This is a genomic window from Candidatus Sororendozoicomonas aggregata (assembly GCF_031528575.1).
GTDB classification, from domain to species: domain Bacteria; phylum Pseudomonadota; class Gammaproteobacteria; order Pseudomonadales; family Endozoicomonadaceae; genus Endonucleibacter; species Endonucleibacter aggregata.
In genome coordinates, this window is sequence record NZ_JAVLSP010000002.1 from 33951 (window position 1) to 60131 (window position 26181).

The following is a 26181-nucleotide window of genomic DNA, read 5'->3' on the forward strand; positions in this document are numbered from 1 at the left end:
GCCCATCAACCCGGTCTTACGTCTCAGGACGCATTACCGGCATGTAAGTCCTGGAGTCGTCTAACCACTTTCTCAGAACCAAATGCAATGGCGCGAGCCACAGCCTCAGCACCCGCCATAGTAGTGGTGTAAAGCACTTTATTAGTGAGGGCAGAACGTCGAATGGTGTAAGAGTCTGAAACGGTCTGACGACTATCAGTCGTATTGACCACAAAGGCTATCTCACCATTAACGATCATGTCCACCAAATGTGGTCGTCCCTGTTTCACTTTATTGACCGTTGTCACCGGCAGTCCTGCTTCCTCAATCACCTTGGCAGTCCCCCGTGTCGCCAGCAATTCGTAACCGGTATCCATTAATAACCGGGCCAACATGGGCACTTCACCTTTATCGAAGTCCCGCACACTGATAATCACCCGGCCTTTTTTCTGGGGCAGCTGCATTTTAGCTGCCAGCTGAGCTTTGCGATAAGCCTCGGGAAAAGAGGCGCCCACCCCCATGACTTCGCCCGTGGATTTCATTTCAGGCCCAAGCAAAGGGTCGACCTTCGGGAACTTGTTAAAGGGGAAGACAGCTTCTTTTACACTGAAGTACGATGGCACTATTTCTTGCGTAAAGCCCACCTGCTCCAAAGACTGCCCCATCATCACCTTGGCCGCAAGCATAGCAAGGGACCGACCGATACACTTGGAGACAAAAGGCACCGTCCTTGATGCGCGCGGATTCACTTCAATGACATACAACTCACCATCTTGAATGGCCAGCTGAACATTCATCAAACCTACAACCCCCAGCTCTAACGCCATGGCAGAAACCTGCTCACGGATTTTATCCCGCATGCGTGGACTCAAGCTGTACGGTGGCAATGAACAACCCGAGTCACCCGAGTGAATCCCTGCCTGTTCGATATGCTGCATAATGGCACCTATTACCACCTGCTTACCGTCAGAAACGGCATCCACATCCACTTCAACGGCGCGGTTCAAAAAGGAATCCAGCAATACCGGACTATCATTAGAGACCTGAACCGCTTCGCGCATATAGCGGTTCAGTTCGTCCTCAGCATTGACAATTTCCATGGCCCGACCGCCGAGCACATAAGAAGGCCTGACCACCAGCGGGTAGCCTATTTCCCGGGCCTTACGAATCGCTTCATCCGTGGAACGTGCCGTTGCATTCTGTGGTTGCCGCAGGCCCAAACGCTGGATCATTTGCTGAAAGCGCTCACGGTCTTCAGCAACATCAATAGCTTCAGGGCTGGTACCAATTATAGGCACACCCTCTGCTTCAAGGGCGCGGGCAAGCTTTAGTGGCGTCTGACCACCGTACTGCACAATCACGCCAACCGGTTTTTCTGTTTGTATAATAGCCAACACATCTTCAAGGGTCACAGGCTCAAAATACAAACGGTCAGAGGTATCATAGTCGGTGGAGACTGTTTCCGGGTTACAATTCACCATAATGGCTTCGTAGCCATCTTCCCGCGCCGCCAAAGCGGCATGGACGCAGCAATAGTCGAACTCAATCCCCTGACCAATCCGGTTAGCACCGCCACCGAGTACCATGATCTTGTCTTTATCAGATGGATTAGCCTCACACTCTTGTTCATAAGTGGAATACATATAAGCGGTAGAAGAGGCAAATTCAGCACTACAGGTATCTACACGCTTGTACACAGGTTTGATCCCCTGCGCCTGACGATAGTCACGGACATCTGACTCAGACACATTGAGCAACTGTGCCAGACGCTGATCACCAAACCCTTTTCGTTTCAAACTGAACAGGGTTTCCCTGGACAGGTCTGATAGTTTTGTCCTCACCAGCGCCAGCTCTTCTTTTACCAGGTCTTCAATTTGCGCCAGAAACCAAGGGTCAATCTTGCAGGCATCAAACACTTCATCTATGCTCATCCCGGCTCGAAACGCGTCAGCCACGTAGTACATGCGATGCTCGCTTGGCGCGACCAGCTCAGCGCGGATGGTATCCACCGCGTCTTCATGACCCGGATCGATCACCGGGTTAAAACCCGTGGCACCGGTTTCCAACCCACGCAACGCTTTTTGCATGGACTCTTGAAAAGTCCGGCCAATGGCCATCACCTCACCCACCGACTTCATCTGCGTGGTCAGCCGGGCATCAGCCTGGGGGAATTTTTCAAAGGCAAAACGTGGAATTTTCGTGACAACGTAATCAATAGCAGGCTCAAAGGATGCCGGAATGACATCACCGGTAATTTCATTGCGCAACTCATCCAGGGCGTAACCCACCGCCAGCTTGGCGGCAACCTTGGCAATCGGAAAGCCCGTTGCCTTGGAGGCCAGCGCAGAAGAGCGAGACACGCGCGGGTTCATCTCAATCACCACCATTCGGCCAGTGTCGGGACAAATACCAAACTGTACGTTGGAACCGCCCGTCTCTACACCAATCTCACGCAGCACCGCAATCGATGCGCTGCGCATGATCTGGTATTCTTTATCGGTCAGTGTTTGCGCGGGCGCAACGGTGATAGAGTCGCCAGTATGAACACCCATGGGGTCAAAATTTTCAATGGAGCAGACGATAATGCAGTTATCATTTTTGTCGCGCACCACTTCCATCTCGTACTCTTTCCAGCCAATAAGGGATTCATCAATCAACAGCTCATTGGTAGGTGACAGATCAAGCCCCCGCTCACAGATTTCCTCAAATTCATCACGGTTATAGGCGATACCGCCCCCGCTCCCGCCCATGGTGAACGACGGCCTGATAATGCAGGGAAAGCCCACCTTATCAAGGGTCGCAAAGGCGTCTTCCATGGAATGGGCAATACCCGAGTTAGGTGTCGCCAGGCCGATATTTTTCATGGCCTGATCGAACAGGGCACGGTCTTCCGCTTTATCAATGGCCTCACGGGTTGCGCCTATCATGGTGACCTTGTGTTTTTTCAACACGCCTTCACGGGCCAGATCCAATGCGCAGTTCAGTGCGGTTTGCCCCCCCATGGTGGGCAAAATGGCATCAGGCTTTTCTTTCTCGATAATCTTTTCAACGATTTCCCACTGAACAGGCTCGATATAGGTGGCATCTGCCATGCTTGGGTCGGTCATGATGGTGGCCGGATTGGAATTGACCAATACCACGCGGTAGCCTTCTTCTTTTAAAGCTTTACAAGCTTGAGCACCGGAATAGTCAAACTCACAGGCCTGACCAATAACAATCGGGCCAGCACCTAGAATCAGAATACTTGTTATGTCAGTACGCTTTGGCATCATCATTCTCACGCTATCAGAGAGAAACCGCTACTTGCCGCTTCTCACTAGTTATCCAGATATCCTGAAATCAGGGGGCAGTTACACCGGCAGGGTTTCCCGTACGGATGCTGTTTTTTTTGCTTTATGGGCTTCAAGCAATGCCAAAAACCGGTCAAACAAGCTGGCTACATCGTGTGGCCCCGGACTCGCTTCAGGATGCCCCTGAAAACTGAAGGCAGGCACGTCTGTCCGCTCAATCCCTTGCAAAGTACCATCAAACAAGGAGCGGTGAGTGGCACGCGCATTCGCGGGCAGTGAATCCTCAGCCACAGAGAAACCATGGTTCTGACTGGTAATCATCACCTTTTTAGAATCCAGATCCTGTACCGGGTGATTGGCACCGTGATGACCAAACTTCATCTTTTCGGTGCTTGCGCCACTGGCCAGAGCCAATAACTGATGCCCCAGGCAGATGCCAAAGATAGGCAACGCCTCTTTCAGCAGCGTTTGAATAGCCGTAATAGCATACTCGCAAGGCTCAGGATCACCAGGCCCATTGGAGAGAAAAACACCATCGGGATTCATTGCCAACACATCCCTGGCAGGCGTTTGAGCCGGTACGACGGTCAACCTGCAACCACGCTGCGCCAGCATGCGCAAAATATTGCGCTTAACCCCAAAATCATAGGCAACCACATGCCAGGGACGCTCGACAGGCTGTTGGTGGCTGTCTGTTGCCAGATCCCACACGCCTTCTGTCCAAAGGTAGCTTTGTGAAGTGGTAACGGCTTTCGCCAGATCCATACCTTTAAGACCAGGAAAGCCTTGAGCTTTGGCAATAGCCCTTGCTTCATCGACCTGATCACCGGCCATGATACAACCGGCCTGCGCGCCTTTTTCCCGCAGGATACGGGTTAAACGGCGGGTATCAATGCCAGCGATAGCCACAGTGTCGTGGGACCTGAGGTACTCATCAAGGGGTTGCGTGTTGCGCCAGTTGCTCGCTAGCAGAGGAAGATCACGGATAACAAGACCACCCGCGTGAACCCTGTCGGACTCCTGATCAAGTACGTTGGTGCCAGTGTTACCAATATGGGGATACGTGAGCGTAACAATCTGCCGGGAATAAGAGGGGTCGGTAAGGATTTCCTGATAACCGGTCATGGCGGTATTAAAAACAACTTCACCACAGGTTTCGCCGTCGGCGCCTATGGCCTTTCCCCGGAAAATACTGCCATCTTCCAGAGCTAGAATGGCTATCTTAGTCAATGGTCTCTCCTGTTACTCCGTTACTGCTGTCGGCAACACCATCATAGCCTTGCCTCCCCCTGAAATAATGGTTGTTCTTCAGGTGCGCCCAAACCCAGACACAAAAAAACGAGACACTTGTGGCAAGCATCTCGCTGTCTGGCATGCTGCCGATTATCGCAACAATTTTTTGACCCAAATTTTTTCAAATTTATCATAACCCATCAAAAAGAGATAGTTTTTAGTGGGTAAATGTCTCGTTTCCCCGCTCCGCGTGGTAACGCATACGCTACCAAAATACAGGCACAGTCCGTTGATAAGGCTGAATACCACGGTTATGCCGGTGCTCAGGATCTGGTGCGGATCTGGCGCGAAAGGGATTACCAGAGGTATATCGCTCAGGGTGAACAAGGCAAGCATTCTTACGCGCGGAGGCCGCTCCAAAAGTAGCGAGCGAAGCTGAAACAAGTTAAAAAGCGGCAAAAAAGAGCCGTTTACGCAGAATTACTTACAGGATCGAATAATACCTCAATTGACTCTCCTAAATGCGCTTTACACCATTTCTTGTTACATTGGGTTTCCTATTTAATACTGTAACTTATTTACGGTCTTATTAAGTTTGAGGTGATTCGCACGCAACGAAACAGTGACATCTGCAATCCCGGCAGTATTATACCAACAAGAGGCATGACGGGTCTGTTTGTTTACAACACTCAGATGTTCATCTACGTCAGAGGTGCTGCAATTTTGATCGCCAGCTGCCCAAACAGCATAATTTTGTTGATTTCTTACGATAAAAGAGTAGTTGCCACATTTAAATTTCACAGCCATATCAGGACCGTAGTAATTCGCCTCTGATCCCCCCCAGTAATCTGAAGCACCCGGGGCCACCGACTCAGGTGGGTTGTGATACCAGTAACCACGCCTGAGATAAGTGCTGGTTGATTTGCATGTATATTTAGTATCGTTATGAAAATTTACTCGCAAATACGTTTCGTCGAGAAAACTGGCGAAACTATAGCGCGTAACAAATATTGTGGCAATGAAGGCCGCGAAAGTCAGTAATACCCGCTTCATCCTGTCTACCTCACGCAATAAGATTTAAACCGTTAAGATATCTAATACTAACTGAATCTCCCAGTTGCGCCTTACGCTACCAACGAACGCCAACTCTGCGCTGAAGCTCCTCGCAATAGCCAAGCCATGCCTCTTTGTTTCTATTATTCTGACGTCCAGTTTATAAGCCCCTACAATGGTTAAAAGAGGCAACTGGTTTTACCAGTACTTTTAAAATACTGGGTAACGCTAATGATTTCCACTTTATTTCAAAACAAGAATGGCATAAAAAAATATTTTTAATCCCGATAAAACTTTTTAAAGAAATCACTGTTGTTCATTTAAAAAACCATCGTCATCTATTTTTTTTCATAAGGCGTTTCAGAATTTAAAACAATATCACCTCAATTTTATTACCCGGAATAAATTACGCTGTTTCCCTTTGACGTTTTTTGCAATTTCTATTGCACATTTTCCCTTCAGATAACCAGCAATATGGGATACCAGATATTTTGGCGAAATACTAACGCACATATGAATGTGATCAGACATCAAGTGCCCTTCCAGAATCTTGTAGTTTTTCCTTCTGGCAAGCTCATGGAAAATTTCTTCAGGAAACTTACGCAAATTTCCATATATCACCTTTCGTCTTCTCTTTGGGATAAAGACAATGTGGTACTTACAATCCCAACGAGTATGGGCCAAACTCTTGTAGTCTCTCATAGGTTTACCTTCAATTTTCTTGGTCGGAAACTGAAAGGTAGTTATTGCCGCTACGGTTAAACCTATGAGAGTCTCCCCGGCATAGCCGGTGGTTTATCAGTGATTAATTAACCGGGCAACACTGTTAAAAAAAGTGCGACTTTTGTAGTTTTTCAGGGATGATAGACTACAATTGCCAGATGGATTCTCCCGTTGGAAGGAACTTCGATATGGGTGAACATATCTGCAAAGTATGCAAAAAAGTCTTTGGTAGAAAAGACCATCTCCTCACGCACGTTAGATCACACACAGGAGAGAAACCCTTTGTTTGCACTCAGTGTGAAAAGGCTTTTGCTAACAATTCTCGCCTTAAAGCTCACATGAAATCACATACGGGAGAAAGGCCTTATGGTTGCAGGCACTGTGATCAACGATTCACTAGAAATGAAAGTGCTCAAAGACACGAATTAAGAAAACATGGGGGGATAAAACCTTTTCCCTGTCCTCACTGTGACAAAGCGTTTATTACTGAGTACGATCGCAAAATTCACATAAGAGTCCATACCGGAGAGAAACCTTTCACTTGCAACATTTGTTATAAGAAGTTTACTGCAAAGAACAGTGCCAACAGGCACGTAATAGAACTACACCCTGATATTGATGATAATGCTGGCGTAATCACAACCACAACCAGCGAGCAATTACCTGATGGAACCACCGTTAACTGCGTAACCCATAGGACTAAAGCAGGCAGCGTATCTCAGGTACATTCTCCCCATGGCAGCGCGCTTGTAACGGTTCAGGAATTCCGTGACGGAGAGTCAGTAACGGTTTCGCAAGACGGAAAACCCGCTCTTTCAGCCATTAGTCAATTAGGAGGGCTTGATCTTTTAGCTAAAGTGGCATTAGAGATTGAGGATTAAGGTCAGGCGAGCGTGATTTTCGGTAGCGCCTGATTGTTAGTGCTCTGAGCCCGCCTGATAAACGTCAGTTAACGTTAATATGCCCGATCCGTATCATATACAGCGCTGTTTAGAGATTATTATCAAAAACAACTGCCGTTCGGTTAACGCTTTTGAGCTTTTGTTTTTGTGTTGTATGGCTTTACTGGTTCGTGTCCCTGAAACACTATTTCGCTGAAAAAAACGGCTCGAAATGGCTAACAGAAATAGCGAAAAATTAACTGGACAACACTGTTAAACAAAAGTTCAGAATCTTTGGTTTTCAGGGGTGATGGACTACAATTGACAGATAAAGTCTGCCATTGTGTGGAAGTTCAACATGAATGAAAATGTAGAAAATATTTGCAATTTATGCAAAAAAAAACTCAGTAGCCCGTGGAGTCTCACCAGGCACATAAGAGCACACAAGGGAGAAAAACATCATCATTGCACTGAATGTGGTGCGAATTTTGTTGAAAAATGTGATCTCACCAGGCACAAGAGATCACATACGGGAGATACGCCTCATCATTGCCCTGGCTGTGATAAAAAATTTGGTAGAGCTGACCAACTTAAACTTCACGTAAGAACAGCGCACAAGGGAGAAAAACCTTACAGTTGTCCCCACTGCAAAAAAACTTTTGCTACTTCTGGCGATTGTACCAGGCACATAAGAATCCATACCGGAGAGAAACCCTACAGTTGCAGCGCTTGTGGTAGAACGTTTGCTCAATTGAGTAATGCCTCACAGCACGTAAGAAAAGTGCACCCTGGTGTTGATGGTGCTAAAGTAATTCGAACTCCAACTCCAACTCTAGCCGCAACCGTAACCGCAACCGCAACCGCAACCACAACCACAACCATAACGAGCCAGCAATTACCCGATGGGCAGCCGGTTACCTGCACAACCCACAGGTTTGAAACTGGCAAGGATGCTCATCAAGAGGTATCTCGATTCTATTCTCCCTATGGCAGGGCAACTGTAACCGTTCAGGAATTCCGTGACGGAGAGTCAGTAACGGTTTCGCAAGAGGGACAATCCGCTCTTTCACCCGTTACTCAATTACAAGGGCTTAATCTTTTAGTTAAAGCGGCATCAGAGATTGAGGGTTAAAGTCAGACGAGCGTGATTTTCGGTAGCACCTGATTGTTAGTGCTCTGAGCACACCAGATAGACGGTAAATGATGTTAATATATCAGCTTCGTATTAACTTCGGGGCTATTTCAATGTTTGCTATTGTGTGGTTAAGCTGGTCAATTGACCGGCTTATGCTCTCGAAAGTGGGCATTAGAAAAGCGATGGGTATTGCGCCTTGCTGAGAAAGTTTCTCAGTATTCAAGGAGCCTGTCGGACTTAAGACAATTTCGGCCTAAAATCCAGAAAGTGCGGGAAAGTGCGAGAAAGCGCGGCCAGAATTTCCGATCAATTGGCTTAAATAGGTCAACTATTCGCACGAATTGATCGAAAATTCTGACTCGCCCTACTGAATTTTATGCTCGAAAGCATAAGTCCGACAGGCTCCAAGGTTATCAATTATGTGCATGAAGCTCTTCATTCAGTGCGATAGCTGACTTATGTATTAAGCACTCAATGGCACCGCTGAGGGAGTTGCGACGGAAAAGTAAATCAGACTTGCCGGCAAGCTCTGCTGCTTTTACTGTTTTGACGGGTCTGTGAGCACCGTCAAGTATTTGCACCTTACTACCAGCGGTCAGGTAAAGACCTGCCTCAACGGTACAGCGATCACCTAATGGAATACCAATACCGGCATTTGCGCCAATCAGGCAGTGTTTGCCGACAGAGATAACAATAGTATTTCCGCCTGAGAGTGTACCCATGGTGCTACAGCCGCCACCGAGGTCTGATCCTTCACCCACCATGACGCCGGCAGAGACGCGGCCTTCAACCATACTTTTGCCTTCGGTGCCGGCATTAAAGTTAACGAACCCTTCGTGCATGATAGTGGTACCTTCACCAATATAGGCACCGAGGCGAACACGCGCCGTATGGGCGATACGAACACCGCCAGGCACAATGTAGTCAGTCATTCTGGGGAATTTGTCGATGGAATTAACGGACAGGAGCCTGCCTTGAGCGCGCGCTTGTAGCTGACGAATGGGTAGCTCATCGAGATCCACGGGCCCTTCATTCGTCCATGCGACATTGGGTAACAGGGCAAAAATACCTTGCAGGTTGATTTGGTGTGGCTTGACCAGTCGATGGGATAGAAGGTGGAGCTTCAGATAGGCTTCAGGGGTTGAGGTGGGCTTGTCATCCGTGGCCAAAATAGTGATTACCCGGGGCTGTTCACTGACTTCCAGGACTTTCATATCTTCTGCCAGGGCATCTTCATGGCAGGTTTCAAACAGTTCTTCCAGGGCATGGCAGGTTGTGCTGTCCAGGGGAATAACGGCATTTCCTCCGGTATATTTTACCAATGGGCTGATGCTGGCAAGTAACCGCGCGGAAGGACTCAGCAGGGGACGTGGGTAAAAGACGTCCAGCCACTCACCTTTTTTGTTAACTGTGCCGGTGCCGATGGCGAGGCTGAAGCAGTCGTCGTTCATTAAAATGTCCTTTTTGTAAACAAAGTAGTGTAGCGCTCAGGGTCAAAACCCAGAATAGGTGCCTCTCCCAAGTCCAGCAGGGGTCTTTTTATCATAGCCGGATTTTCAAGGATAAGGGGAATGGCGGTTTCCGGGGTAAGGTTGTTTTTTTGCTCTTCAGGGAGCGCGCGCCAGGTGGTACCCCGCTTGTTGACTAATGCTTCCCACGGCATAAAGGTCAGCCAATGGCGAAGGAGAGCTGGGTCCAGCCCTTCCTTGCGGTAGTCATGGAAATGGTAATCGATATTTGCGTCTTTCAGCCATCGCCTGGTTTTGCGCATGGTATCGCAACCGGATATCCCGTAAAGAGTAATCATAAAAAAAATCTATTTTATCTTGTCAATATGATTCGTAGCTCTGAGCATTGCCTGATGACAAGAGTCTCCATCTACAACATTAGCGCTTGTATTTATAACTTCATCCTGTTCTGGAACTCGTGAGATAACCACATCAGGCGCAACAGTGTAACCATCTCCGAGGAAATTCCGCAATTCCGGGTGCTCGGCGGCCAAATGCCCCAGCTCAGCAAGATGTCTGTACTGCTCATATTTTCCAAGTACAGATTGCTTCCTGCCGCTGATCTTCTGGACTTCCCAGTTTCCCGGCCTGAGGCTGCCTAACCTCAAAAAAGCGTTCTTCAGGTAGAGGGCGCAAGCTTCTTCGAACTCGTTGCCAAGTGTCTGACCATCTTTCTTTTTCCGATCTACTAAAATTACCCCCGCTTTTTTTGCAACCTTTGCGGCGAGCAAGTTTGTGACCAGAACACTATGCTTCTGTCCGTTATCTGCATTGCTGCATATGTAGTTAGCATCAAATTTGGAAAAAGGAGCATGAGTGAGAATTTCATTCTTAATCAGATAGCGATGAAAATTAACTCTCTCTTCAGATAGTATGCTCATGCGGCGCATTCCTTTGGTTTCACGCGTAATGCTTCGATAATCTGAGATCCGATAGCTTTGGCAACTGGAGGGGGAAAAGCATTTCCTACTTGTCGATAGGCATGTGTTTTACTTCCGTAAAAACTCCACTGATCAGGAAAGCCTTGAATTCGTGCAGTCATTCGGACATTGAGAAGAGGCATATTTTCACAACCTTCTTGAATAGAGCCGTCTCTTTTCATAGCGCCCCTGAAGTCCACTCCCGGAATTTCGTCATCATTAGCCAATCGATGAGCATTAACCCCCAGTTCTCGCCACTGACGTTTCGCGCGAGTAGGGCCGAGATCAGGCCCTCCGTGCTTCTTGGAACCTCCAACCAGCGTAGGAGCAATCTTGTTGGCTCTCTCTCGCCACTGGTCTGCGCCTTGCCAGCCTCTTTCTGAAATCAGATCATACAGGGTATCACCAACAGTTGCCGTATTTCCTGTTGGCTCAGGCCAGATGAAATTTCTGAAATCTTCCTTAGGCATTGCAACCAGAATAACTCTGGGCCTGAGTTGAGGTACCCCATAATCACTGGCTTGATGTAACTTCCATTCGCTTTCGTATCCCATGGCAGCCAGTTCCGAAGATATTTTGTCCCGATACCAGCGGAACTTTTCCTCAAATAAACCGGGAACATTTTCAAGCATTACAGCTCTTGGCTTTACTTTATTCACAACCCGCAAAGCTGTGGGAAACAGGTCTCGCTCATCTTCATGGCCTAATTGTTGACCCGCTTTACTAAATGGGGGGCAAGGAACCCCACCAGCAACAAGATCGATACGATTGGCATATTCAGCCGATGATTTGGCAAACTCTTTCAGGTCTCCTTGGATAATATCACCCCAGCCGAGACCAAGCTGCCTGTTATTTAGCCGTAAGGTTTCACAGGCATGATGATCGATTTCAATAAGTGCCGCATGTTGAAAGCCTGCTTCATGTAACCCCAGCGCCTGACCTCCCGCACCAGCACACATTTCAATCGCAATCATCTAAAACCCTCTATAAGTTGTTTAAATCAATCCATTGTAACAAGGTAGAAGCCTGTTGGAGAATACGAAAGAATCTATATGGTTTAAGTCACATAAAAAGCTCACAATTTGAGATACCGCAGAGGGTTATCATCGTATTTTCTCCGAAAACAACGTGAAAGTGGGAACGTACTATGCCAAGAAAGCCAGCAGGTTTCGACCTGACGACCAGTGATTTTCAGGGTAGGAATAATCCTGTAGTTCAACCTCCCGGGTGCTATGATTTTGGTTACCGGGGCTTTTTATAGCGACCGTATTGTGTCTGGCAAGTTGGACGCCTGAAAGTATAAATGACCAGTGGTCTGCCATTGCCAGGCAAGTGTACAGCCGTCGTTCAGGCTGTCAGCGCGATAGCGCAGTTAGCGCGATAGCGCAGTTAGCGCAGGCTATTGGCATAAACTCTGAGGGGGGAATGGACGGGATAATAGTATGAAAAAGCCAGATGCTTGCGGCAGAATATTTATTCTGAAAGATCGTCACAAACTCCATAATACTGCCCGGGTTAAAGGAGCGCGTTCATCGGTATTAGACGAAGGCAGTTACGGGAGGCGTGTATTTTCGGGCTTTGTTTTTCGGGGTGACAGCAGAGCGCCTGAACGCATCTTCAGTGACGGATTTGAGCCTTTTCCTCAGTATCGTTTTAATCCTGCGAACGATACTGAGGAGGAGTTTATGGCGGAGATCACAGGTGAAAAACGTGGCTATACTCAAAAATTTGGCATTTCTACAGCCCTTTCTGCCCGGATTGCAGGATATTATACGCATTTTAGCTACGACCGTGGCCGCGATTTCCAGTATTTCGTCTCCCAGACAGTTAGGCAGCAAAGAAGTAATGCGAGCAGGCTCTCGTTTTGGTTTCAATGGACGTTCGAAGTTGGCCCGCTGTTTAGCAGCCCACATCCTTTTACGGGCTACATTTATTTGATCGACGCAAGATTAATGAGCGGTTACGCTATAAAAGTACCACCATGGCTTCGGGATACCAGATTAGTCAATTTGGGCCTCGATGCGCATTTACTACAAGAAATATATGAAGTGAATTTCATGCATGCAATACCTGCTACAGCCATTGTTGGTGTTCTTTGGTCACACAAGCAAGCGACAGTTAAGCAATGTATGGATTCACTGAATTGGATTTATCATAGAGACCTTGAACTTACCCTCGGTGAAAACCCTGAATATGATGGGGATGCAGCCAGTGTGGCCAAACTTTTTGAATAGCAAAAGACGGTCAGTGATTTTTATGGTATGGATAAAGAATAAACCATTTGCAGGGATGCGAGCGTGGATAAACCCAGCCTACAATGTCGTTACCACGGCCTGGCCGGTTTGTGTAAAGATACCCCTTTACCCGGCGAGGATTATTGTTTCTGGCACCACCTTGGTGTTGACAAGTCTGGCGCGGATGTTTGTGCCAGGCTGGAGTCCCGTGCAAAAACGGGCGAACCCATGGAAGGCTTTGTACTTAAAAAAGCGAATCTGGAAAATATCAATCTGGTTAACAAATCAGGCGAGCCCTTCCGGTTAATTAATGTTGACCTCAGTCGTGCCAATCTGAAAAATGCCCACCTTTTTAAAGTGGATCTCAGTGGTAGTTGTTTATTGAAAGCCAACCTGTCGAACTCTAATTTACACTGCGCCAATTTATCTGATTGTAATTTACTGGGTGTTAACTTTAAGGGCTGCCGACTGGAAAAAGTGATTTGGGGAGAGACTGTTTTACAGGCGTCTATGGCCAGGGGACACCGAGAAAATACTGAAGGATGTTCAAACATTGAGCTGTATGAGGAAGCAGAAGAAGTCGCGAGAAACATTCGAAAAAGTTGTGAGGCTCAGGGATTGTTTGATATTGCCGGGAGCTTCTTCCATAAAGAAATGGTTTTTCGTCGCCACCAGTTACCCCGGCGCTCACTCAGCAGGGGGTTATCAAAAGGTGTTGATTTGGTCAGTGGTTATGGTGAAAAGCCAGGACGAATCGTTCTTTTTTCCACCGCATTTATCTTTTTGTGCTCTTTGTTTTACTTTTTTTCAGGGCTAAGCAGTAGTGGGCAGCCGGTTGGCTTTGATGGTTCAAAGACGGTAACTGAGAATATCACAGCCTGGCTCGACTGCTTGTATTTTAGTGTAGTGACGTTTACGACACTGGGGTATGGTGACCTGACGCCTTTGGGGCCTTCACGGTTGTTTGCCGCCCTTGAAGCTTTTACCGGCAGTTTTTCCCTGGCACTTTTTGTGGTGGTATTTGTAAAGAAAATGACCAGATAGCAGGCTAAAATTTGGTTGTCCGAACAACTATCTTAGAAGCAGTCTTAAAAAACTCCGGTGATTTTCTCCGCTTGCCTGAACTGATTGAACATTCGGTCAGATGTTTAGTGTGCCGATTTGCACGGGTTTTGAGGATTTCCCCTGTAGTTACTGCTATTTTTAACTACTGCTACTTTTTTGCACAGGTATATGAAGTGGTCCAAGTGTCTATGGTTTAAACCAGAACGGAAAAAAGCAGTATGAAAAAGCCAAAGGCGTGCGGCAGAACATTTCGTCTGGAGAGTCGTTATAAAATCCATAATACTTCTCTGGTTGCCGGGGCCGGTTCATGGGCATTACCCGAAGGCAGTCGCGGAAGGCGTCTATTTTCAGGCTTTGTTTTTCGTGGTGATACGAGAGGGCCTGAAGTCATTTTCAAGGAAGGGTTCGTGCCGCTTTATCAATTAAGAGCCGACCAGGATGTGGATCTTTTTATGGATCGCATGACGGGAAATATAGGTCAGGGATACACCTACGGTTGTGGCGTCTCCACCGCCATTTCTGCCCGAATTGCGGGCTATTATGTGCAACACAATAACCCCTGTCCTTATGAAGCTCAATGTGCTGTAATGGATCGTTCGCACTGGCTTTCGAACTGGTTTCAAATGACCTTCGAAGTGGGTCCGTTGTTTGCGCCGTATACTTATAGTGGCTTCGTTTATTTGATTGATGCACGATTAATGAGTGGTTACGCCATACCTGTACCAGAACGTTATCGTGATAAGCTATTAGTTAATATTGATTGGCGAAATGCGGAGATGCTAAAAGAAATATATGAAGTGAATTTTATGCATGCGATACCTGATACTGCCATTGTCGGTGCTGTTTGGTCAGATAAACATGTTACCGATGATGAATGTAAAAAGTCATTGGATTGGTTGGAGTATAAGAACCTTGAACTCACCCTGGGTGAAAATCCTGAATATGATGGCGACGCGGCCAGTGTGGCTAAACTTTTTGAATAGACATAAGTGGACAGTTATAAAAGATTGATCCCTGGGATCAAGTCAAACGGTCATGAGTCAGGTCAGGTTGTGACTACTACACACAACGTATTGAGAAGACTAATCTGACACGTCGCGCCTGCCTGAAGCGGTTAACGGGCAGAACTGTCTGTTTTTCTCGGTTAGAAGAACGGCATGACAGGAACATCGGGGCGTTCATCTCAAGAATGTGGTATCAACCTATTTCAAGCATGACTGCATAGATAGAGTACGTCTATGACGTACTACGATACCGATTCTTGGTATTTTTTCCGTAAGCCCCCTGACTTCTACTAGCCCGGATATTTCATAAACTCCCCTAGAGCCGCAAGGAGCATGTTTATGAAATATCCGGGCTAGAGGGTGTCGCGAAACTTTTAATTTTCTCCGTCGTCATCTCGTACAGGGATTGTAAGGGATCTGTGCCACAAGGACGTGAATCACTAAACTCGCATGATGCGTGCGGTTAGCGTGCCTTCCATAGCGTGTGGTTCCTGTACATTCCCTGTACAGGATGACGGTGGGGGGCGTATTTCAGCGTTTCGCGACAGCCTCTCTAAGCAGGGGATATAAGTACTTAAACTTGACTTCGTGCCTGAATAACACCTTTTAAGTGTTCTCTGATAGCAGCAATGGGCGACTCCCATAAATTGGGGGTGGGCTCAGAGTTGATAAGAATGTTCATATTGGCATTGGCCTCAAAAATGAGCATATTGTCATTTTTATCCAGATGACAGTCGATACCGAAATAATCAAGCTTCAGTCGTTCAGCAATTTGCTCTGTCTGTTGGCCAAGGCGTGGCCCCAGATCTTTGTGGAAAGTGTTGATTAACGCTCTTTCCTGATTCAGCAGCTCTGCATGTTTTGCCATAAAAGGGCGCGCTGTCCGGTGTACCATCCAGTGTTGATCAACCATCATATGACGCAGATGAGGCACACCTTCGACAACAACAATACGGTATTTGCGGTAATGTCCTTGCTCATCCTTATAATCTTTAAAAGCACTCATATAATAAGGCCGCCCATCAATAGCAAAGCGGTACAATGTCTGTTCAAGCTGTTCTGCATTCTCGATCCGGGTCAGGCTTTTGCCACCGTGTAATCCCGCTTCACGTAACAGAACCGGACCACAGAAATGGGCTTCGTAGTGCGCTTTTACATCCTCGGGGGTATGGGGAATAAAGCGGATAGTTTTGGGAACAGTCACTCCTTCAATGTTAGCAAGAATGTCAGCAACCTGGTCACGACGTGTGTTTTTAATGGCTTCTGGCGGGTTGATAACCGGTACGCCCTGTTGTTTGCAGAAAGCTATGCAGCGAGACAGTGCCTGTCCATGGGTATCAGCATCACTTATCTCGTTAAAAATCACCGCTGGCTTGAAGGGGAAGGCATAACGCTGACGACCATTGGCACCAGCGAGAATAAAGCGCCTTGTCCGAAACTCCCGACTCTTCTCCATTGAGGGGGCGACACTGCTGGAACCGTTGAGTAAATACTGAAACTGTCCTTTATCATCGAGCACGGCTTTTACTTGATTATCATCAGCTATGCCACTAACAAACAGTACATCCATTATTATTTCTCCAAATCATTATTGTTTTATTGTCGTTATCAGGAGACGGTGGGCAGCATTAATGACGCTGCATGGTAATATACAAAAGCTCCCACTTGAGTTCGACACCCGCGTTTGTTGTTTTAAACCCTACGTAAGTATTGAGAGCGTTGTAGATATCCTGGTCATCCACAGCGTTGAGTCCAAACAACAAACGGCAAAAGTAGACCATATCCTGCTCGTTATTGAACAACCAGCCGCAAGGCTTTACAGCCTGTTCCAGCAGATGGAGGTCAGTTATACCGGCAGAACCCGGAAAGGGAGTATCCACTTGCAAATAAACCCCTCGATGTCCTGTGCCATTACGCAGCCCCGCGAAGTCATCGAGAAAGTGACTGATACCGCTGCCTGCGGCCACATCAGCAAAGCAGGCATAACCGTTTGCTGTTAATGATTGGGCAACGGATGCAAGAAAGCCTTCTTTGTTGTCAATATGGTGTAAGGCAGCTAACGAAATCACCAGATCGAAGCTCTCTGCCGGGAGATCCAGGTTCTCCAGGTCAACAGGTTTTATTGTGTCAGATGTATGAAATGGCTGGCTCGGGTCAGCGCTATAGAATCGACAATGATCTGGAAGGTGCTGAGAGAGATAGCCTCCGCCTGAGGGTAAATCCAGTACGTTCTTCACATGGCGGGTGTTCAGCAGGTCAAATAATCCCTTGAACTCCTGGTCTCTGCTATGCGGAAATAGTTGCATGGCAAGGTCATAAGGATGACCCCGCTGTTGAAAAGTGTCCGTATACTTATTATTCATTTAAAAAATCCTGCTACTGCTGCCAGTCATCTGGTACATGCCAGACATGTACACGACAGGTATGTTTATTATTTTTGTATGGGAGCCTGTCGGACTTAAGACAATTTCGGCCTAAAATCCAGAAAGTGCGGCCAGAATTTCCGATCAATTTGCTTAAATAGGTCAACTATTCGCACAAATTGATCGAAAATTCTGACTTACCCTACTGAATTTTATGCTCGAAAGCATAAGTCCGACAGCCTCCTAGCAGTCACAGCATGCCTGAAATGAACAGAGATTTCACGCTGTTTATGGGGAAATACTTATATTAAGAAGCAGTCTTAAACGTCATGCTCCTACTGCGGCTAGGATAAATGGGTCTAAAAAGTCGCTTTTGTTCGTCAAATAGTCCCGCTATTCTCCTCACAAAACCGACTTTTTATCCGCCATTTCTCGCAGTCCTCGCTACGGGCAGACTTTTAAGACTGCTTCTAAGAAAAAAGCACAGTGGGAATCTAAACTGTGCTTTTATGGGGGCAACCGATTTTCAAGAGGCGCTCTGAGACGTATTGTGATCAGGCGTCGTCTTTAGTGAAAACTGATTCTGCTGCGGTTATAACGCGCCAGGCGCTTGCTGACACCTTTTACTTGAGCAAGATCGTTCAGGCTGTCGAAACGGCCATAACGGCTTCTGTAGTTAACAATAGCCTGTGCTGTTTTGGCACCGACAAATACCAGGGTATTGTCTATTTCATGGGCACTGGCAGTGTTAATATTCAGGCGCTCAGACTGACCGGCGTGGGCGGTAATAGCTGCTGCTGATACAGCGGCAATGATCAATGAAGGGACTTTAAAGAACTTCATGTGCGTACTCCTTGCACTCGTTAAAATAATAATCCTCACTAATCGGTTTAGCGCGGAATCCTGACACCTGCAACGATTTGGCAAAAAATCCGTTGAATGGCCAATTTATAGCCACATGGGAGCCTGTCTATAGGGAAAGTGTCAAAAAAACTGACGTTTTCATACTGATAGTTTTTCTGACTACCGTAATGAGCTGGCAAGCTGGACGAAGAACAAGGTGAAATGACGAGTAAAAACAAGCTGTTGCGAGGTATTTCAACGCAGGGCTGGAGTTCATCGAACGAGCGTAAAACCCCGTCCTTCAGAGGCTGTCGCGAAACGCTGAAATACACCCCACACCGTCATCCTGTACAGGGAATGTACAGGAACCACATTCTATGGAAGGCTAACCGCACGCGTCATGCGGGTTTAGTGATTCACATCCTTGTGGCATAGATCCCTTACAATCCCTGTACGGCATGACGACGGAGAAAATTAAGAGTTTTGCGATACCCTCTTCAGGACGGGGAGGATGTCAATCTCCGTTTCCTCTGACCCTCACTAGGCACAGACGTTTAAGACTACTTCTTGATCTTGTGACGGGCTATTGGAATTATGCTTTTGCAGCCTTTGAAGGCGCTTTCGCGGTTGTTTTTGAGGCATTGACAGCCCTTTTTCGGACGGTGACTGTTCTTTTTGGCGTGATGGGCTTTTCCGGGGGGGGCGCTGCTTTTTCTGCCTCCTTTTGCACAGAGGTGGTGTTCTTTTCAATGGCTTTGAGCAAATCATTGAAGGATTCTTTTAAACAGCGTGCATAGAAACCCGGATCTGGCATCATATCACGGCAACACGTAAGACTAATTGTCAGATTGCCGTTGTAGCTGAAAATAATATGAAAAAGGCCAATACTGTCCATACAGATGCCAGTACCGTAAAAGCGCACCATTTTTGAGCCAGCCTGATACAAGGGAATCTGTGGCCCGGCAACATTGGTAATGACGGTATTTACAATGGGGTTAATATGGCTGAGCAGGTTGTATTTACTGATGGTTCTGACGGCCAAGTTTGATACGGTGTTAGGCAGTAGTTGCGTGACTTCCATCAGTTCCATAGAACCCATGGCTTCATGATTATTTTTTGCACGCCCATTGGCAATATGAATAGCGTGCAAACGCTCCAGTGGATCAGCAATATCGGTATAGATACTTGGAAACAAGAAGGATATTTGGTTGTAACTGTTCAGGCTCTCCTTTTTATTGCGAACAGATACAGGGACCATGGCATTCATGGATGTTTCTGGCAATTCTCCTTTTTGGCTTAAGTAGCGGCGTAATGCGCCGGATACGATAGCAACGACTACATCATTGACTTTCAGGCCATTGATTGATTTTGATATATGCTTTATGTCGTTCAGATCAAAGCTTACCGCTTCAAATACACGATGGGGTGTAACCTTTTTGTTAAAACGTGTTTTGGGCGCGTTGCCAAAAGAGCAGCTTTTACCCGTTACAGCTTTTCTCAAAGTGCCTTTTAACAGAGGTAAACTGTACTTGGCAACAACTTTTCCCCGTTTCCAGATATTGCTATAGCTATTGATAGAGGCTCTGGCCAGTAGCTCAATGGATGTGGGTATGCGGTCTACAATCCAGGGCTGTTGTGGTTCAGGGTTTGTTGCATTGGGGCTAAGGTCATGCATTGCTGCCAGCAGCATGGCACCTCCCTGACCATCTATGAGGGCATGATGAATTTTTACCACCATTGCGTAACAACCTTTGGGCAACCCATCGATATGATCAAGTCCTTCGATGATATACATTTCCCAAGGGGGACGATTCATATCCAGAGGACGTGAGTGAATACGTGCCATTTGAATGCAGAGCTGACGCCAGTCACCAGGGGTTGGTAGCGCAATATGACGTATATGGAATTCCAGATCAAAGTCAGGGTCGGCGATCCAGTAGGGGTAATCAAGGCCAGCGGGTACCCGGACATAGCGGTTGCGCAATGCGGGTGTTTTATGCAGCCTGCTTTTGAAGAAATTCAGAATGTTTTTGAAGCGTACGGGTTGTGTTTCAGATGTTGAGGGGTCATAGATTGCCAGGCAACCTATATGCATTGGGGTTGTTCCCATTTCCAGGTTGATAAAAGCTGTATCCAGCGCTGAAAGTTGCTCCATGGTATAGGGCCCAGTAAATAGTAATAGCGACTGTTATACTTATAGCCAGACCTGCCTGGTATGCTATTCACCGCGTATTTTCAACACTGGCATCACACAACCGGCCTTTTTCAAAGCTCATTTGCCAGGCGTGCTGGATTACGGCACAGAGACAGGTACCCGCCTGTTTGATGATAAACGAAAGCGGGTGGTAAGTAGGTTATGGCAAATATTATGAGGGAACTGTTGTAGAAGTAAAGCGTATATCAGTCAATGTTACAGCTATATACTCTGGCTTTTAAACGACAGATGTATATTTTTCGTAGGGTTCCCAGCAATGATCTGGCTGAGCCAGGCGGTCACCGATCACTTTCAGCACTTCGGCGCTGAAAGGTAAACCAAGATGGCTGGCATCTACTTTGATATTTTCAGTGAAAGGGGTATTTTTTTCTTTGGCAATGTGGGAGGGGATAACACCGTCATTGTCTGAGTAGATTGAAATACAATGAACCTTGTCTACAGGGTGGATAATCTGCTCAACGAGTTCATCAATGTTTTCCTGTCTGCCCGTTAACCGGGCGATAATTTCGTAAAGTTTCCAGATAGTCGCATGTTTGGGGGAGCCGCCGATAGGGCTTCCAAGGGATATCACCGTGCGAACCTGTTCAGGGTGACTTCTGGCAGCTTCCCTGGCAATAAGTCCCCCAAGGCTCCAGCCAATCAGGCTGACTTTTGTGGAGGATGCCATATAGGTATGCTTGAGAAGATCAGAAACCCGGTGCAACATATCGCCCTCGCGGGTTTGTCCAAGATTAACTCCCTGATCCCAGGGGCGAGCGTCGTAGCCCAAAGCCTCCAACCGTTTACGGAGAACGGCTGTCGCTTTGTCATTGGTCATAAATCCCGGAAAGACCAGTACAGGGTGTCCATCTCCGTGGGGGACGTGTTTTAGCTCTGATTGCCAGTCATTTCCGGAGCGAATATCAGATACAGCTCTGACTAGGTCGGCAGCGACATGAATAACGCTTGATTTCTTATTCTTATTAGTCATGAGTGGATCCGTTAGCATATTGTGCTTGCCAAAGAACATCATTAAATCTCTTCAGGAAAATTATAAGCAAATAGACAGTTTTCTGTTGTTTTTCCTTTTTTAAGTATGCATATTGTCAAGGAAAAGTGCCACTTTTTCAGTGAATATCAGTGAATGCATTTCCTCATTCGGGGCGTGGCAGTGAATAATATAACCAGCGTCGTCTTCGCGAAGGTGGGGGAATGGTTGTTGAGACTGTTTTTGCCTCTGCGAAGGTGACGGTTTGTTAGTCGGTTTTTTCATGCTGCTATCTTGAGCAGCCGTCTAAAAAGCTGTTCACAATCTTTTCTGAGCTGCAACCGCTGATAGCCGATAAAAGCTGCCTGTTTTGAGCTTTTCTTCGCTATTGATAGTATAGCGCATCAGGCTCTCAGAAAATCGAAAAATGGGCAGCTTTTCCCATCAGTTTACTTTTTCGCAAAAGGTCATGAACAGCTTCTTAACAGTTGTGTTGCTGATGCGGTCTGCGAAAATGGGGTTAAAAAGCCGATTTTTCCTTAAGCAGCGAACTAGCCTTTCACCCCCGTTTCCCTTGAGTCATGTTTTACGCAGCCGTTTCGAACGCTTTCTGGAGCCTTGTTGTACTGCTGATGTTATCAGGCAGACACTGACTCCAAATGCTCTTTGATGACTTTGTACTCTGCCCGTACCAGTTTATCAACGTTCTTGCCTATGAAGTTGCACAGGGCATTACCCACAAAAGGTATAGATGAGCTGATGTCAATGGTGACAACGTTTTCACACCCTTTTTCTGTCTGACACAGATGCATGGTGCCGTTAATACGGGCAGGTACACCAGAAATCTCGACTTTAAAATTACAGTGCCAACCATCAGCCTGTTTGTTCCATTCTTCTTTCTGGCGAGCGCGGTTCCACTCACCAACAAATTTTTTTAATGGCGCTGGTGTATTATCGTCAACAGGCACTTCACGGCGGGTATCAACCAGCAAATGACTATCCTCAAGGGAGACCGTTTTTGCTTTAAAGTTTCGAGCACCCAGCGTTGTATATTTTTTCGCCATAAAGTCAGCATCTGCAAATAATGCGAAAACGGCATCAAGATTCTGGTCGTACTGGTGTGTCTGGTTGATTTTCATACAAATTACCTGAAATAAATAATATAGACTCTGGTCAGGACGGGCAGCCCTTGGTATAAATTCGTAAGAGTAACGCTTGTGTCGTATTTTCCATGAAAAACATCTAGTTATAAAGAAATAACTGTTGTTTTTATGCGCTTTTCACGGTGTTCTCCTGATGGAGCGGTATCTGTGAAAGGTGTTAATGACGATGAAGCTACGGATAGAAGCTGTGAGTCCTGATATTTATCCGTTGTACAGGCGAGTAGTGACTATCGATAATCATTAACAAAAGACGGCTAATAAGCCAATGGAGTAATGAATGTATAGTAAAATTTGGCTGGCTGGTCTCGGAGCTTATGGCCGTTCTGAAAAGCTGGGTAAGGAAAGTATCAGGTTATTTGACGAGCTCGCTGGTGAAGGGGTTGATGTCCGCGAACGGGCAGCACAGAAAGTGACCAGTCTGAGACACCGGGTAAAAGACGGCTTGCAGAAGAATGTCAATAAAGTGAAGGGCTTGCTTTATGTGAGAGCAAACAATGCTGATATTGATGCTTTATCCCGTCAGGTAGAAGAACTCAGTGTTGCTGTGAATGCTCTAGCGAAGCAGTCGTCGCAAACAGCAAAAAGTCTGACAGCGACTACCGCGCATAACCGAAGGGGAAAAGTCTAACCCGGATATTTCATAAACTGCCCTGAGAATTGCGCGGAACCTTGCGGTTCTAAGGGATTTTGCGAGGGAGCGCCGTACCGGGGAGTACGGTCGACTGAGCAAAACTCCCTTAGAGTCGCAAGGAGCAAAACTCCCTTAGAGTCGCAAGGAGCAAGCAAGGCCAGGAGCATGTTTATGAAATATCCGGGCTAACCCCATGGGCACAATTATGTTGAATGTTTAAAGTGGTAGTATGAAGTTCCCGGTAGTCGGCTAAACGTGTGATTTTGAACGTTGCTTCCCTGTGGGGAACAGGGCATGTAAAGAGACGTTACAGGTTTATTCCGCTACCAGGTTCTACTTGTATTCAGTTACAGGCACTTCAAACCCAGGAGCCTGTCGGACTTAAGACAATTTCGGCCTAAAATCCAGAAAGTGCGAGAAAGTGCGAGAAAGTGCGAGAAAGTGCGGCCAGAATTTCCGATCAATTTGCTTAAATAGGTCAACTATTCGCACAAATTGATCGAAAATTCTGACTCGCCCTACTGAATTGTATGCTCGAAAGCATAAGTCCGACAGGCTCCAAGATGATGAGTTAACTTTGGGAGGGAACAATGAAGCGGGTTATTTTTAATTTGAAAGGAGGTGTCGGAAAAACAAGTATTACCTGTAATCTGGCAGCTATCAGCGCCAGGCAGGGATTGAAGACACTGGTTGTAGACCTTGACCCTCAGGCAAACAGCAGCCATTACCTTCTGGGAAGACCAGCCGTTGAATTTAAGGATAATTTGGCCGTATTCTTCGAGCAAATGCTCAGCTTTTCCATGTTTTCCAGAAAAGTGGAAGATTTTATCTATCCAACGCCTTTTGATCATTTGCATGTGATGCCATCGAGTCCCGAATTAAACTTAATTGAGCATAAGTTGGTGGCTAAACATAAGCTTTATAAGCTTAAATCAACCCTTTCCCGACTGACTGGTGAGTACGATCGCATCTATATAGATACGGCACCTGCGCTGAATTTTTATACTCACTCAGCGTTGGTTGCTGCTGATCGCTGTCTTATCCCTTTTGATTGTGATGACTTTTCTCGTCAGGCGTTATACACCATTATTGGTGAGATACAGGAAATTCAGGAAGATCATAACCCGGATTTACGAATAGAGGGGATTGTGGTGAACCAGTTTGATGGCAGAGCACGCCTGCCGACCCAGCTCGTTGATGAGCTGATTGAAGAGGGATTGCCGGTGTTGCCAACACGGCTATCATCATCGGTGGTTATGCGGGAATCCCATCAGGTTCGAACCCCCTTGATACATCTGGCTCCCGGACACCCACTGACAACACGCTTTAAACAGTTGCACAGCGTGTTGCGTGAAGAGTCAGTAACCAGCTAGGGGGCTCAATCAGGCGAGCCAAATGAGTGAGGCTGTCAGCTGAAGCATTCCCAAGCGTTAATACCCAAACGCTCATGCCGTGAAGCGGCTCTTAGGAAGCGCTTCAGTTAAAGCCGCCTGTTTTGGACTTTTCTTCGTTACATACACCGCCAGAGTTCCAGAAAATCGAAAACCAGGCAGCGTTTCTCATCGGTTGCGTTTTTCACAAAAGATCATGAACAGTTTCTGAAACTTATACGTTAAAGCGGAAATGCATAACATCGCCGTCTTTAACAATATATTCCTTACCTTCCACACGCAGCTTCCCGGCTTCCTTTGCTCCTTGCTCTCCCTGGTAGTGGGTAAAGTCGGTGAAACTGGTTACCTCAGCACGAATAAAACCGCGTTCAAAGTCAGTATGAATGACGCCGGCGGCCTCGGGCGCTGTCGCACCGATTTTTACTGTCCAGGCACGCACTTCTTTCACCCCGGCAGTGAAGTAGGTTTGTAAACCCAGCAGGGAGTAGCCAGCCCGAATAACACGATCCAGCCCAGGCTCTTCCATGCCAAGGTCAGCGAGAAATTCATCCCGCTCCTCATCATCGAGCTCAGCAATTTCTGATTCCAGCTTATTGCACACAGGGACAACAACAGCCCCTTCCTGCTCAGCAATGGCTCTGACTTTGTCGAGGTAAGGGTTATTGTCAAAGCCGTCTTCATCAACGTTGGCAATGTACATGGTGGGCTTTGTAGTGAGCAGGTGTAGCACTTTGGCGTGTTGCTTCTCACCCTCGTCCAGTACCAGAGAGCGCACGGGATTGCCCTCTTCCAGGTGGGGAATGATCCTTTCCAGCAGAGCTTTTTGGGCAATGGCGTCTTTATCACCGCCTTTGGCAGTGCGCGCAACACGCTGGAGCTGCTTTTCACAGCTTTCCAGATCGGCCATGGCCAACTCAAGATTAATAATGTCGATATCCGCTGCCGGGTCTACCTTATTGGCCACATGAATGACGTTGTCGTTTTCAAAACAGCGGACAACATGGGCTATGGCATCGGTTTCACGGATATTAGCCAGAAACTTGTTGCCGAGTCCCTCGCCCTTGGATGCACCAGCGACCAGACCGGCAATATCAACAAACTCCATCGTCGTTGGTACGATTTTTTCCGGGCTGACAATCTTAGCGAGCGCATCCAACCGTGGGTCAGGCATTGGCACGACGCCAGCATTAGGCTCAATAGTACAAAAGGGGAAATTCTCCGCGTCAATGCCCGCCTTGGTCAGGGCATTAAACAGAGTAGATTTGCCCACATTCGGTAGCCCAACGATTCCGCATTTAAATCCCATAACTGGTGTGTCCTGCCTGGTTTAACAGAAAAAAGAATGGTCACGATTATAATGAGCTACCCAAGATAGCACCACTGTCAGTGGTACTAAGAAGCAGTCTTAAAAGTCATGCTCCTACCGCGGCTACGATAAATGGGTCTAAAAAGTCGCTTTTGTTCGTCAAATAGTCCCGCTATTCTCCTCACGAAAGCGACTTTTTATCCTCCATTTCTCGCGGTTCTGGCTACGGGCAGACTTTTAAAACTGCTTCTAAGAAGTTGTTTATAATCTTTTATGA

Annotated in this window: 23 protein-coding genes and 2 pseudogenes; 10 read left to right on the forward strand and 15 right to left on the reverse strand. The window is 46.9% G+C overall.

Annotated elements, in window-relative coordinates; genetic code table 11:
- Nucleotides 1–23: 23 nt before the first annotated feature.
- Together carB and carA are read right to left on the reverse strand one after the other, a co-directional pair.
- A complete protein-coding gene (gene carB / locus V4C51_RS00560) occupies nt 24–3248 on the reverse strand; it encodes a carbamoyl-phosphate synthase large subunit (protein WP_330924226.1) in 3225 nt (1074 codons plus the stop codon).
- A gap of 81 nt (nt 3249–3329) precedes the next feature.
- Entirely contained in the window at nt 3330–4499 is a 1170-nt protein-coding gene (gene carA / locus V4C51_RS00565) for a glutamine-hydrolyzing carbamoyl-phosphate synthase small subunit (protein WP_330924131.1), read from the reverse strand.
- A 231-nt stretch (nt 4500–4730) separates the two neighbouring features.
- On the opposite strand from carA, the gene V4C51_RS00570 reads away from it, so the two are divergent.
- Nucleotides 4731–4928, forward strand: coding sequence for a hypothetical protein (locus tag V4C51_RS00570; RefSeq protein WP_330924133.1), 198 nt, complete (start codon nt 4731–4733; stop codon nt 4926–4928).
- Between the two features lie 135 nt (nt 4929–5063).
- Here V4C51_RS00570 and V4C51_RS00575 read toward each other — a convergent pair whose 3' ends face one another.
- Nucleotides 5064–5555 carry a hypothetical protein gene (locus V4C51_RS00575; protein WP_330924135.1) on the reverse strand — a complete coding sequence of 164 codons (492 nt, stop codon included), beginning with the start codon at nt 5553–5555 and terminating at the stop codon, nt 5064–5066.
- A gap of 435 nt (nt 5556–5990) precedes the next feature.
- Nucleotides 5991–6257, reverse strand: a pseudogene (gene tnpA / locus V4C51_RS00580) (IS200/IS605 family transposase); the annotation flags it as partial.
- Between the two features lie 209 nt (nt 6258–6466).
- Here tnpA and V4C51_RS00585 point away from each other — a divergent pair.
- Both V4C51_RS00585 and V4C51_RS00590 read left to right on the forward strand, forming a co-directional pair.
- On the forward strand, nt 6467–7159 hold the full coding sequence (locus V4C51_RS00585) for a C2H2-type zinc finger protein (RefSeq protein ID WP_330924137.1): 693 nt from the start codon (nt 6467–6469) through the stop codon (nt 7157–7159).
- A gap of 358 nt (nt 7160–7517) precedes the next feature.
- Complete coding sequence (locus tag V4C51_RS00590; protein WP_330924139.1) at nt 7518–8291, forward strand: C2H2-type zinc finger protein; 774 nt, start codon at nt 7518–7520, stop codon at nt 8289–8291.
- A gap of 416 nt (nt 8292–8707) precedes the next feature.
- Here the strand turns inward: V4C51_RS00590 and dapD are convergent, their stop codons facing one another.
- Genes dapD through V4C51_RS00610 form a run of 4 tightly spaced genes read right to left on the reverse strand, consistent with a single transcriptional unit; the run spans nt 8708 to nt 11696 of the window.
- A complete protein-coding gene (gene dapD / locus V4C51_RS00595; RefSeq protein WP_330924141.1) occupies nt 8708–9745 on the reverse strand; it encodes a 2,3,4,5-tetrahydropyridine-2,6-dicarboxylate N-succinyltransferase in 1038 nt (345 codons plus the stop codon).
- Entirely contained in the window at nt 9745–10101 is a 357-nt protein-coding gene (locus tag V4C51_RS00600; RefSeq protein WP_330924143.1) for an ArsC family reductase, read from the reverse strand. The genes dapD and V4C51_RS00600 overlap by 1 nt, the downstream gene beginning before the upstream one ends.
- A 9-nt stretch (nt 10102–10110) precedes the next feature.
- A complete protein-coding gene (locus tag V4C51_RS00605) occupies nt 10111–10683 on the reverse strand; it encodes an NgoMIV family type II restriction endonuclease (protein WP_330924145.1) in 573 nt (190 codons plus the stop codon).
- Nucleotides 10680–11696 (reverse strand): DNA cytosine methyltransferase, encoded by a 1017-nt coding sequence (locus V4C51_RS00610; RefSeq protein WP_330924147.1) that lies wholly within the window; start codon nt 11694–11696, stop codon nt 10680–10682. The genes V4C51_RS00605 and V4C51_RS00610 overlap by 4 nt, the downstream gene beginning before the upstream one ends.
- A gap of 468 nt (nt 11697–12164) precedes the next feature.
- Between V4C51_RS00610 and V4C51_RS00615 the strand changes: the two genes are divergently transcribed.
- The 4 genes and pseudogenes from V4C51_RS00615 to V4C51_RS00630 form a co-directional block, all read left to right on the forward strand.
- Entirely contained in the window at nt 12165–12956 is a 792-nt protein-coding gene (locus tag V4C51_RS00615) for a hypothetical protein (protein ID WP_330924149.1), read from the forward strand.
- A gap of 63 nt (nt 12957–13019) precedes the next feature.
- A complete protein-coding gene (locus V4C51_RS00620) occupies nt 13020–14000 on the forward strand; it encodes an ion channel (protein WP_330924151.1) in 981 nt (326 codons plus the stop codon).
- A gap of 239 nt (nt 14001–14239) precedes the next feature.
- Nucleotides 14240–15004 (forward strand): hypothetical protein, encoded by a 765-nt coding sequence (locus V4C51_RS00625; protein WP_330924153.1) that lies wholly within the window; start codon nt 14240–14242, stop codon nt 15002–15004.
- Nucleotides 15005–15081: 77 nt separating this feature from the next.
- Nucleotides 15082–15246, forward strand: a pseudogene (locus tag V4C51_RS00630) (IS1 family transposase); the annotation flags it as partial.
- Between the two features lie 353 nt (nt 15247–15599).
- On the opposite strand, the gene V4C51_RS00635 reads toward V4C51_RS00630, so the two are convergent.
- The 3 genes from V4C51_RS00635 to V4C51_RS00645 all read right to left on the reverse strand — a co-directional run bounded on the left by V4C51_RS00635 (nt 15600) and on the right by V4C51_RS00645 (nt 18231).
- Nucleotides 15600–16595, reverse strand: coding sequence for an ATP-grasp domain-containing protein (locus V4C51_RS00635; protein WP_330924155.1), 996 nt, complete (start codon nt 16593–16595; stop codon nt 15600–15602).
- Between the two features lie 58 nt (nt 16596–16653).
- Entirely contained in the window at nt 16654–17388 is a 735-nt protein-coding gene (locus tag V4C51_RS00640; RefSeq protein WP_330924157.1) for a class I SAM-dependent methyltransferase, read from the reverse strand.
- Nucleotides 17389–17955: 567 nt separating this feature from the next.
- On the reverse strand, nt 17956–18231 hold the full coding sequence (locus V4C51_RS00645; RefSeq protein ID WP_330924159.1) for a ComEA family DNA-binding protein: 276 nt from the start codon (nt 18229–18231) through the stop codon (nt 17956–17958).
- Between the two features lie 222 nt (nt 18232–18453).
- Between V4C51_RS00645 and V4C51_RS00650 the strand changes: the two genes are divergently transcribed.
- Entirely contained in the window at nt 18454–18666 is a 213-nt protein-coding gene (locus V4C51_RS00650; protein ID WP_330924161.1) for a hypothetical protein, read from the forward strand.
- A 157-nt stretch (nt 18667–18823) separates the two neighbouring features.
- Here V4C51_RS00650 and V4C51_RS00655 read toward each other — a convergent pair whose 3' ends face one another.
- The 3 genes from V4C51_RS00655 to V4C51_RS00665 all read right to left on the reverse strand — a co-directional run bounded on the left by V4C51_RS00655 (nt 18824) and on the right by V4C51_RS00665 (nt 22552).
- Entirely contained in the window at nt 18824–20386 is a 1563-nt protein-coding gene (locus V4C51_RS00655; RefSeq protein ID WP_330924163.1) for a WS/DGAT/MGAT family O-acyltransferase, read from the reverse strand.
- Between the two features lie 277 nt (nt 20387–20663).
- Nucleotides 20664–21416, reverse strand: coding sequence for an esterase/lipase family protein (locus V4C51_RS00660; RefSeq protein ID WP_330924165.1), 753 nt, complete (start codon nt 21414–21416; stop codon nt 20664–20666).
- 635 nt (nt 21417–22051) lie between these two features.
- Entirely contained in the window at nt 22052–22552 is a 501-nt protein-coding gene (locus V4C51_RS00665; protein WP_330924167.1) for a DUF2505 domain-containing protein, read from the reverse strand.
- A gap of 301 nt (nt 22553–22853) precedes the next feature.
- On the opposite strand from V4C51_RS00665, the gene V4C51_RS00670 reads away from it, so the two are divergent.
- Nucleotides 22854–23204, forward strand: a complete 351-nt coding sequence (locus V4C51_RS00670; RefSeq protein ID WP_330924169.1) for a phasin family protein — start codon at nt 22854–22856, stop codon at nt 23202–23204.
- 593 nt (nt 23205–23797) lie between these two features.
- Nucleotides 23798–24580, forward strand: coding sequence for a ParA family protein (locus tag V4C51_RS00675; RefSeq protein WP_330924171.1), 783 nt, complete (start codon nt 23798–23800; stop codon nt 24578–24580).
- 232 nt (nt 24581–24812) lie between these two features.
- Here V4C51_RS00675 and ychF read toward each other — a convergent pair whose 3' ends face one another.
- Nucleotides 24813–25904 carry a redox-regulated ATPase YchF gene (gene ychF, locus V4C51_RS00680; protein WP_330924173.1) on the reverse strand — a complete coding sequence of 364 codons (1092 nt, stop codon included), beginning with the start codon at nt 25902–25904 and terminating at the stop codon, nt 24813–24815.
- Nucleotides 25905–26181 lie beyond the last annotated feature (277 nt).

Bases quoted from the DNA above. Each gene is read 5' to 3' on its own strand.
- carB (WP_330924226.1), bottom strand. From the start codon at position 3,248: ATGCCAAAGCGTACTGACATAACAAGTATTCTGATTCTAGGTGCTGGC.
- V4C51_RS00570 (WP_330924133.1), top strand. From the start codon at position 4,731: ATGTCTCGTTTCCCCGCTCCGCGTGGTAACGCATACGCTACCAAAATA.
- V4C51_RS00575 (WP_330924135.1), bottom strand. From the start codon at position 5,555: ATGAAGCGGGTATTACTGACTTTCGCGGCCTTCATTGCCACAATATTT.
- V4C51_RS00585 (WP_330924137.1), top strand. From the start codon at position 6,467: ATGGGTGAACATATCTGCAAAGTATGCAAAAAAGTCTTTGGTAGAAAA.
- V4C51_RS00590 (WP_330924139.1), top strand. From the start codon at position 7,518: ATGAATGAAAATGTAGAAAATATTTGCAATTTATGCAAAAAAAAACTC.
- dapD (WP_330924141.1), bottom strand. From the start codon at position 9,745: ATGAACGACGACTGCTTCAGCCTCGCCATCGGCACCGGCACAGTTAAC.
- V4C51_RS00600 (WP_330924143.1), bottom strand. From the start codon at position 10,101: ATGATTACTCTTTACGGGATATCCGGTTGCGATACCATGCGCAAAACC.
- V4C51_RS00605 (WP_330924145.1), bottom strand. From the start codon at position 10,683: ATGAGCATACTATCTGAAGAGAGAGTTAATTTTCATCGCTATCTGATT.
- V4C51_RS00610 (WP_330924147.1), bottom strand. From the start codon at position 11,696: ATGATTGCGATTGAAATGTGTGCTGGTGCGGGAGGTCAGGCGCTGGGG.
- V4C51_RS00615 (WP_330924149.1), top strand. From the start codon at position 12,165: ATGAAAAAGCCAGATGCTTGCGGCAGAATATTTATTCTGAAAGATCGT.
- V4C51_RS00625 (WP_330924153.1), top strand. From the start codon at position 14,240: ATGAAAAAGCCAAAGGCGTGCGGCAGAACATTTCGTCTGGAGAGTCGT.
- V4C51_RS00635 (WP_330924155.1), bottom strand. From the start codon at position 16,595: ATGGATGTACTGTTTGTTAGTGGCATAGCTGATGATAATCAAGTAAAA.
- V4C51_RS00640 (WP_330924157.1), bottom strand. From the start codon at position 17,388: ATGAATAATAAGTATACGGACACTTTTCAACAGCGGGGTCATCCTTAT.
- V4C51_RS00645 (WP_330924159.1), bottom strand. From the start codon at position 18,231: ATGAAGTTCTTTAAAGTCCCTTCATTGATCATTGCCGCTGTATCAGCA.
- V4C51_RS00650 (WP_330924161.1), top strand. From the start codon at position 18,454: ATGACGAGTAAAAACAAGCTGTTGCGAGGTATTTCAACGCAGGGCTGG.
- V4C51_RS00655 (WP_330924163.1), bottom strand. From the start codon at position 20,386: ATGGAGCAACTTTCAGCGCTGGATACAGCTTTTATCAACCTGGAAATG.
- V4C51_RS00660 (WP_330924165.1), bottom strand. From the start codon at position 21,416: ATGACTAATAAGAATAAGAAATCAAGCGTTATTCATGTCGCTGCCGAC.
- V4C51_RS00665 (WP_330924167.1), bottom strand. From the start codon at position 22,552: ATGAAAATCAACCAGACACACCAGTACGACCAGAATCTTGATGCCGTT.
- V4C51_RS00670 (WP_330924169.1), top strand. From the start codon at position 22,854: ATGTATAGTAAAATTTGGCTGGCTGGTCTCGGAGCTTATGGCCGTTCT.
- V4C51_RS00675 (WP_330924171.1), top strand. From the start codon at position 23,798: ATGAAGCGGGTTATTTTTAATTTGAAAGGAGGTGTCGGAAAAACAAGT.
- ychF (WP_330924173.1), bottom strand. From the start codon at position 25,904: ATGGGATTTAAATGCGGAATCGTTGGGCTACCGAATGTGGGCAAATCT.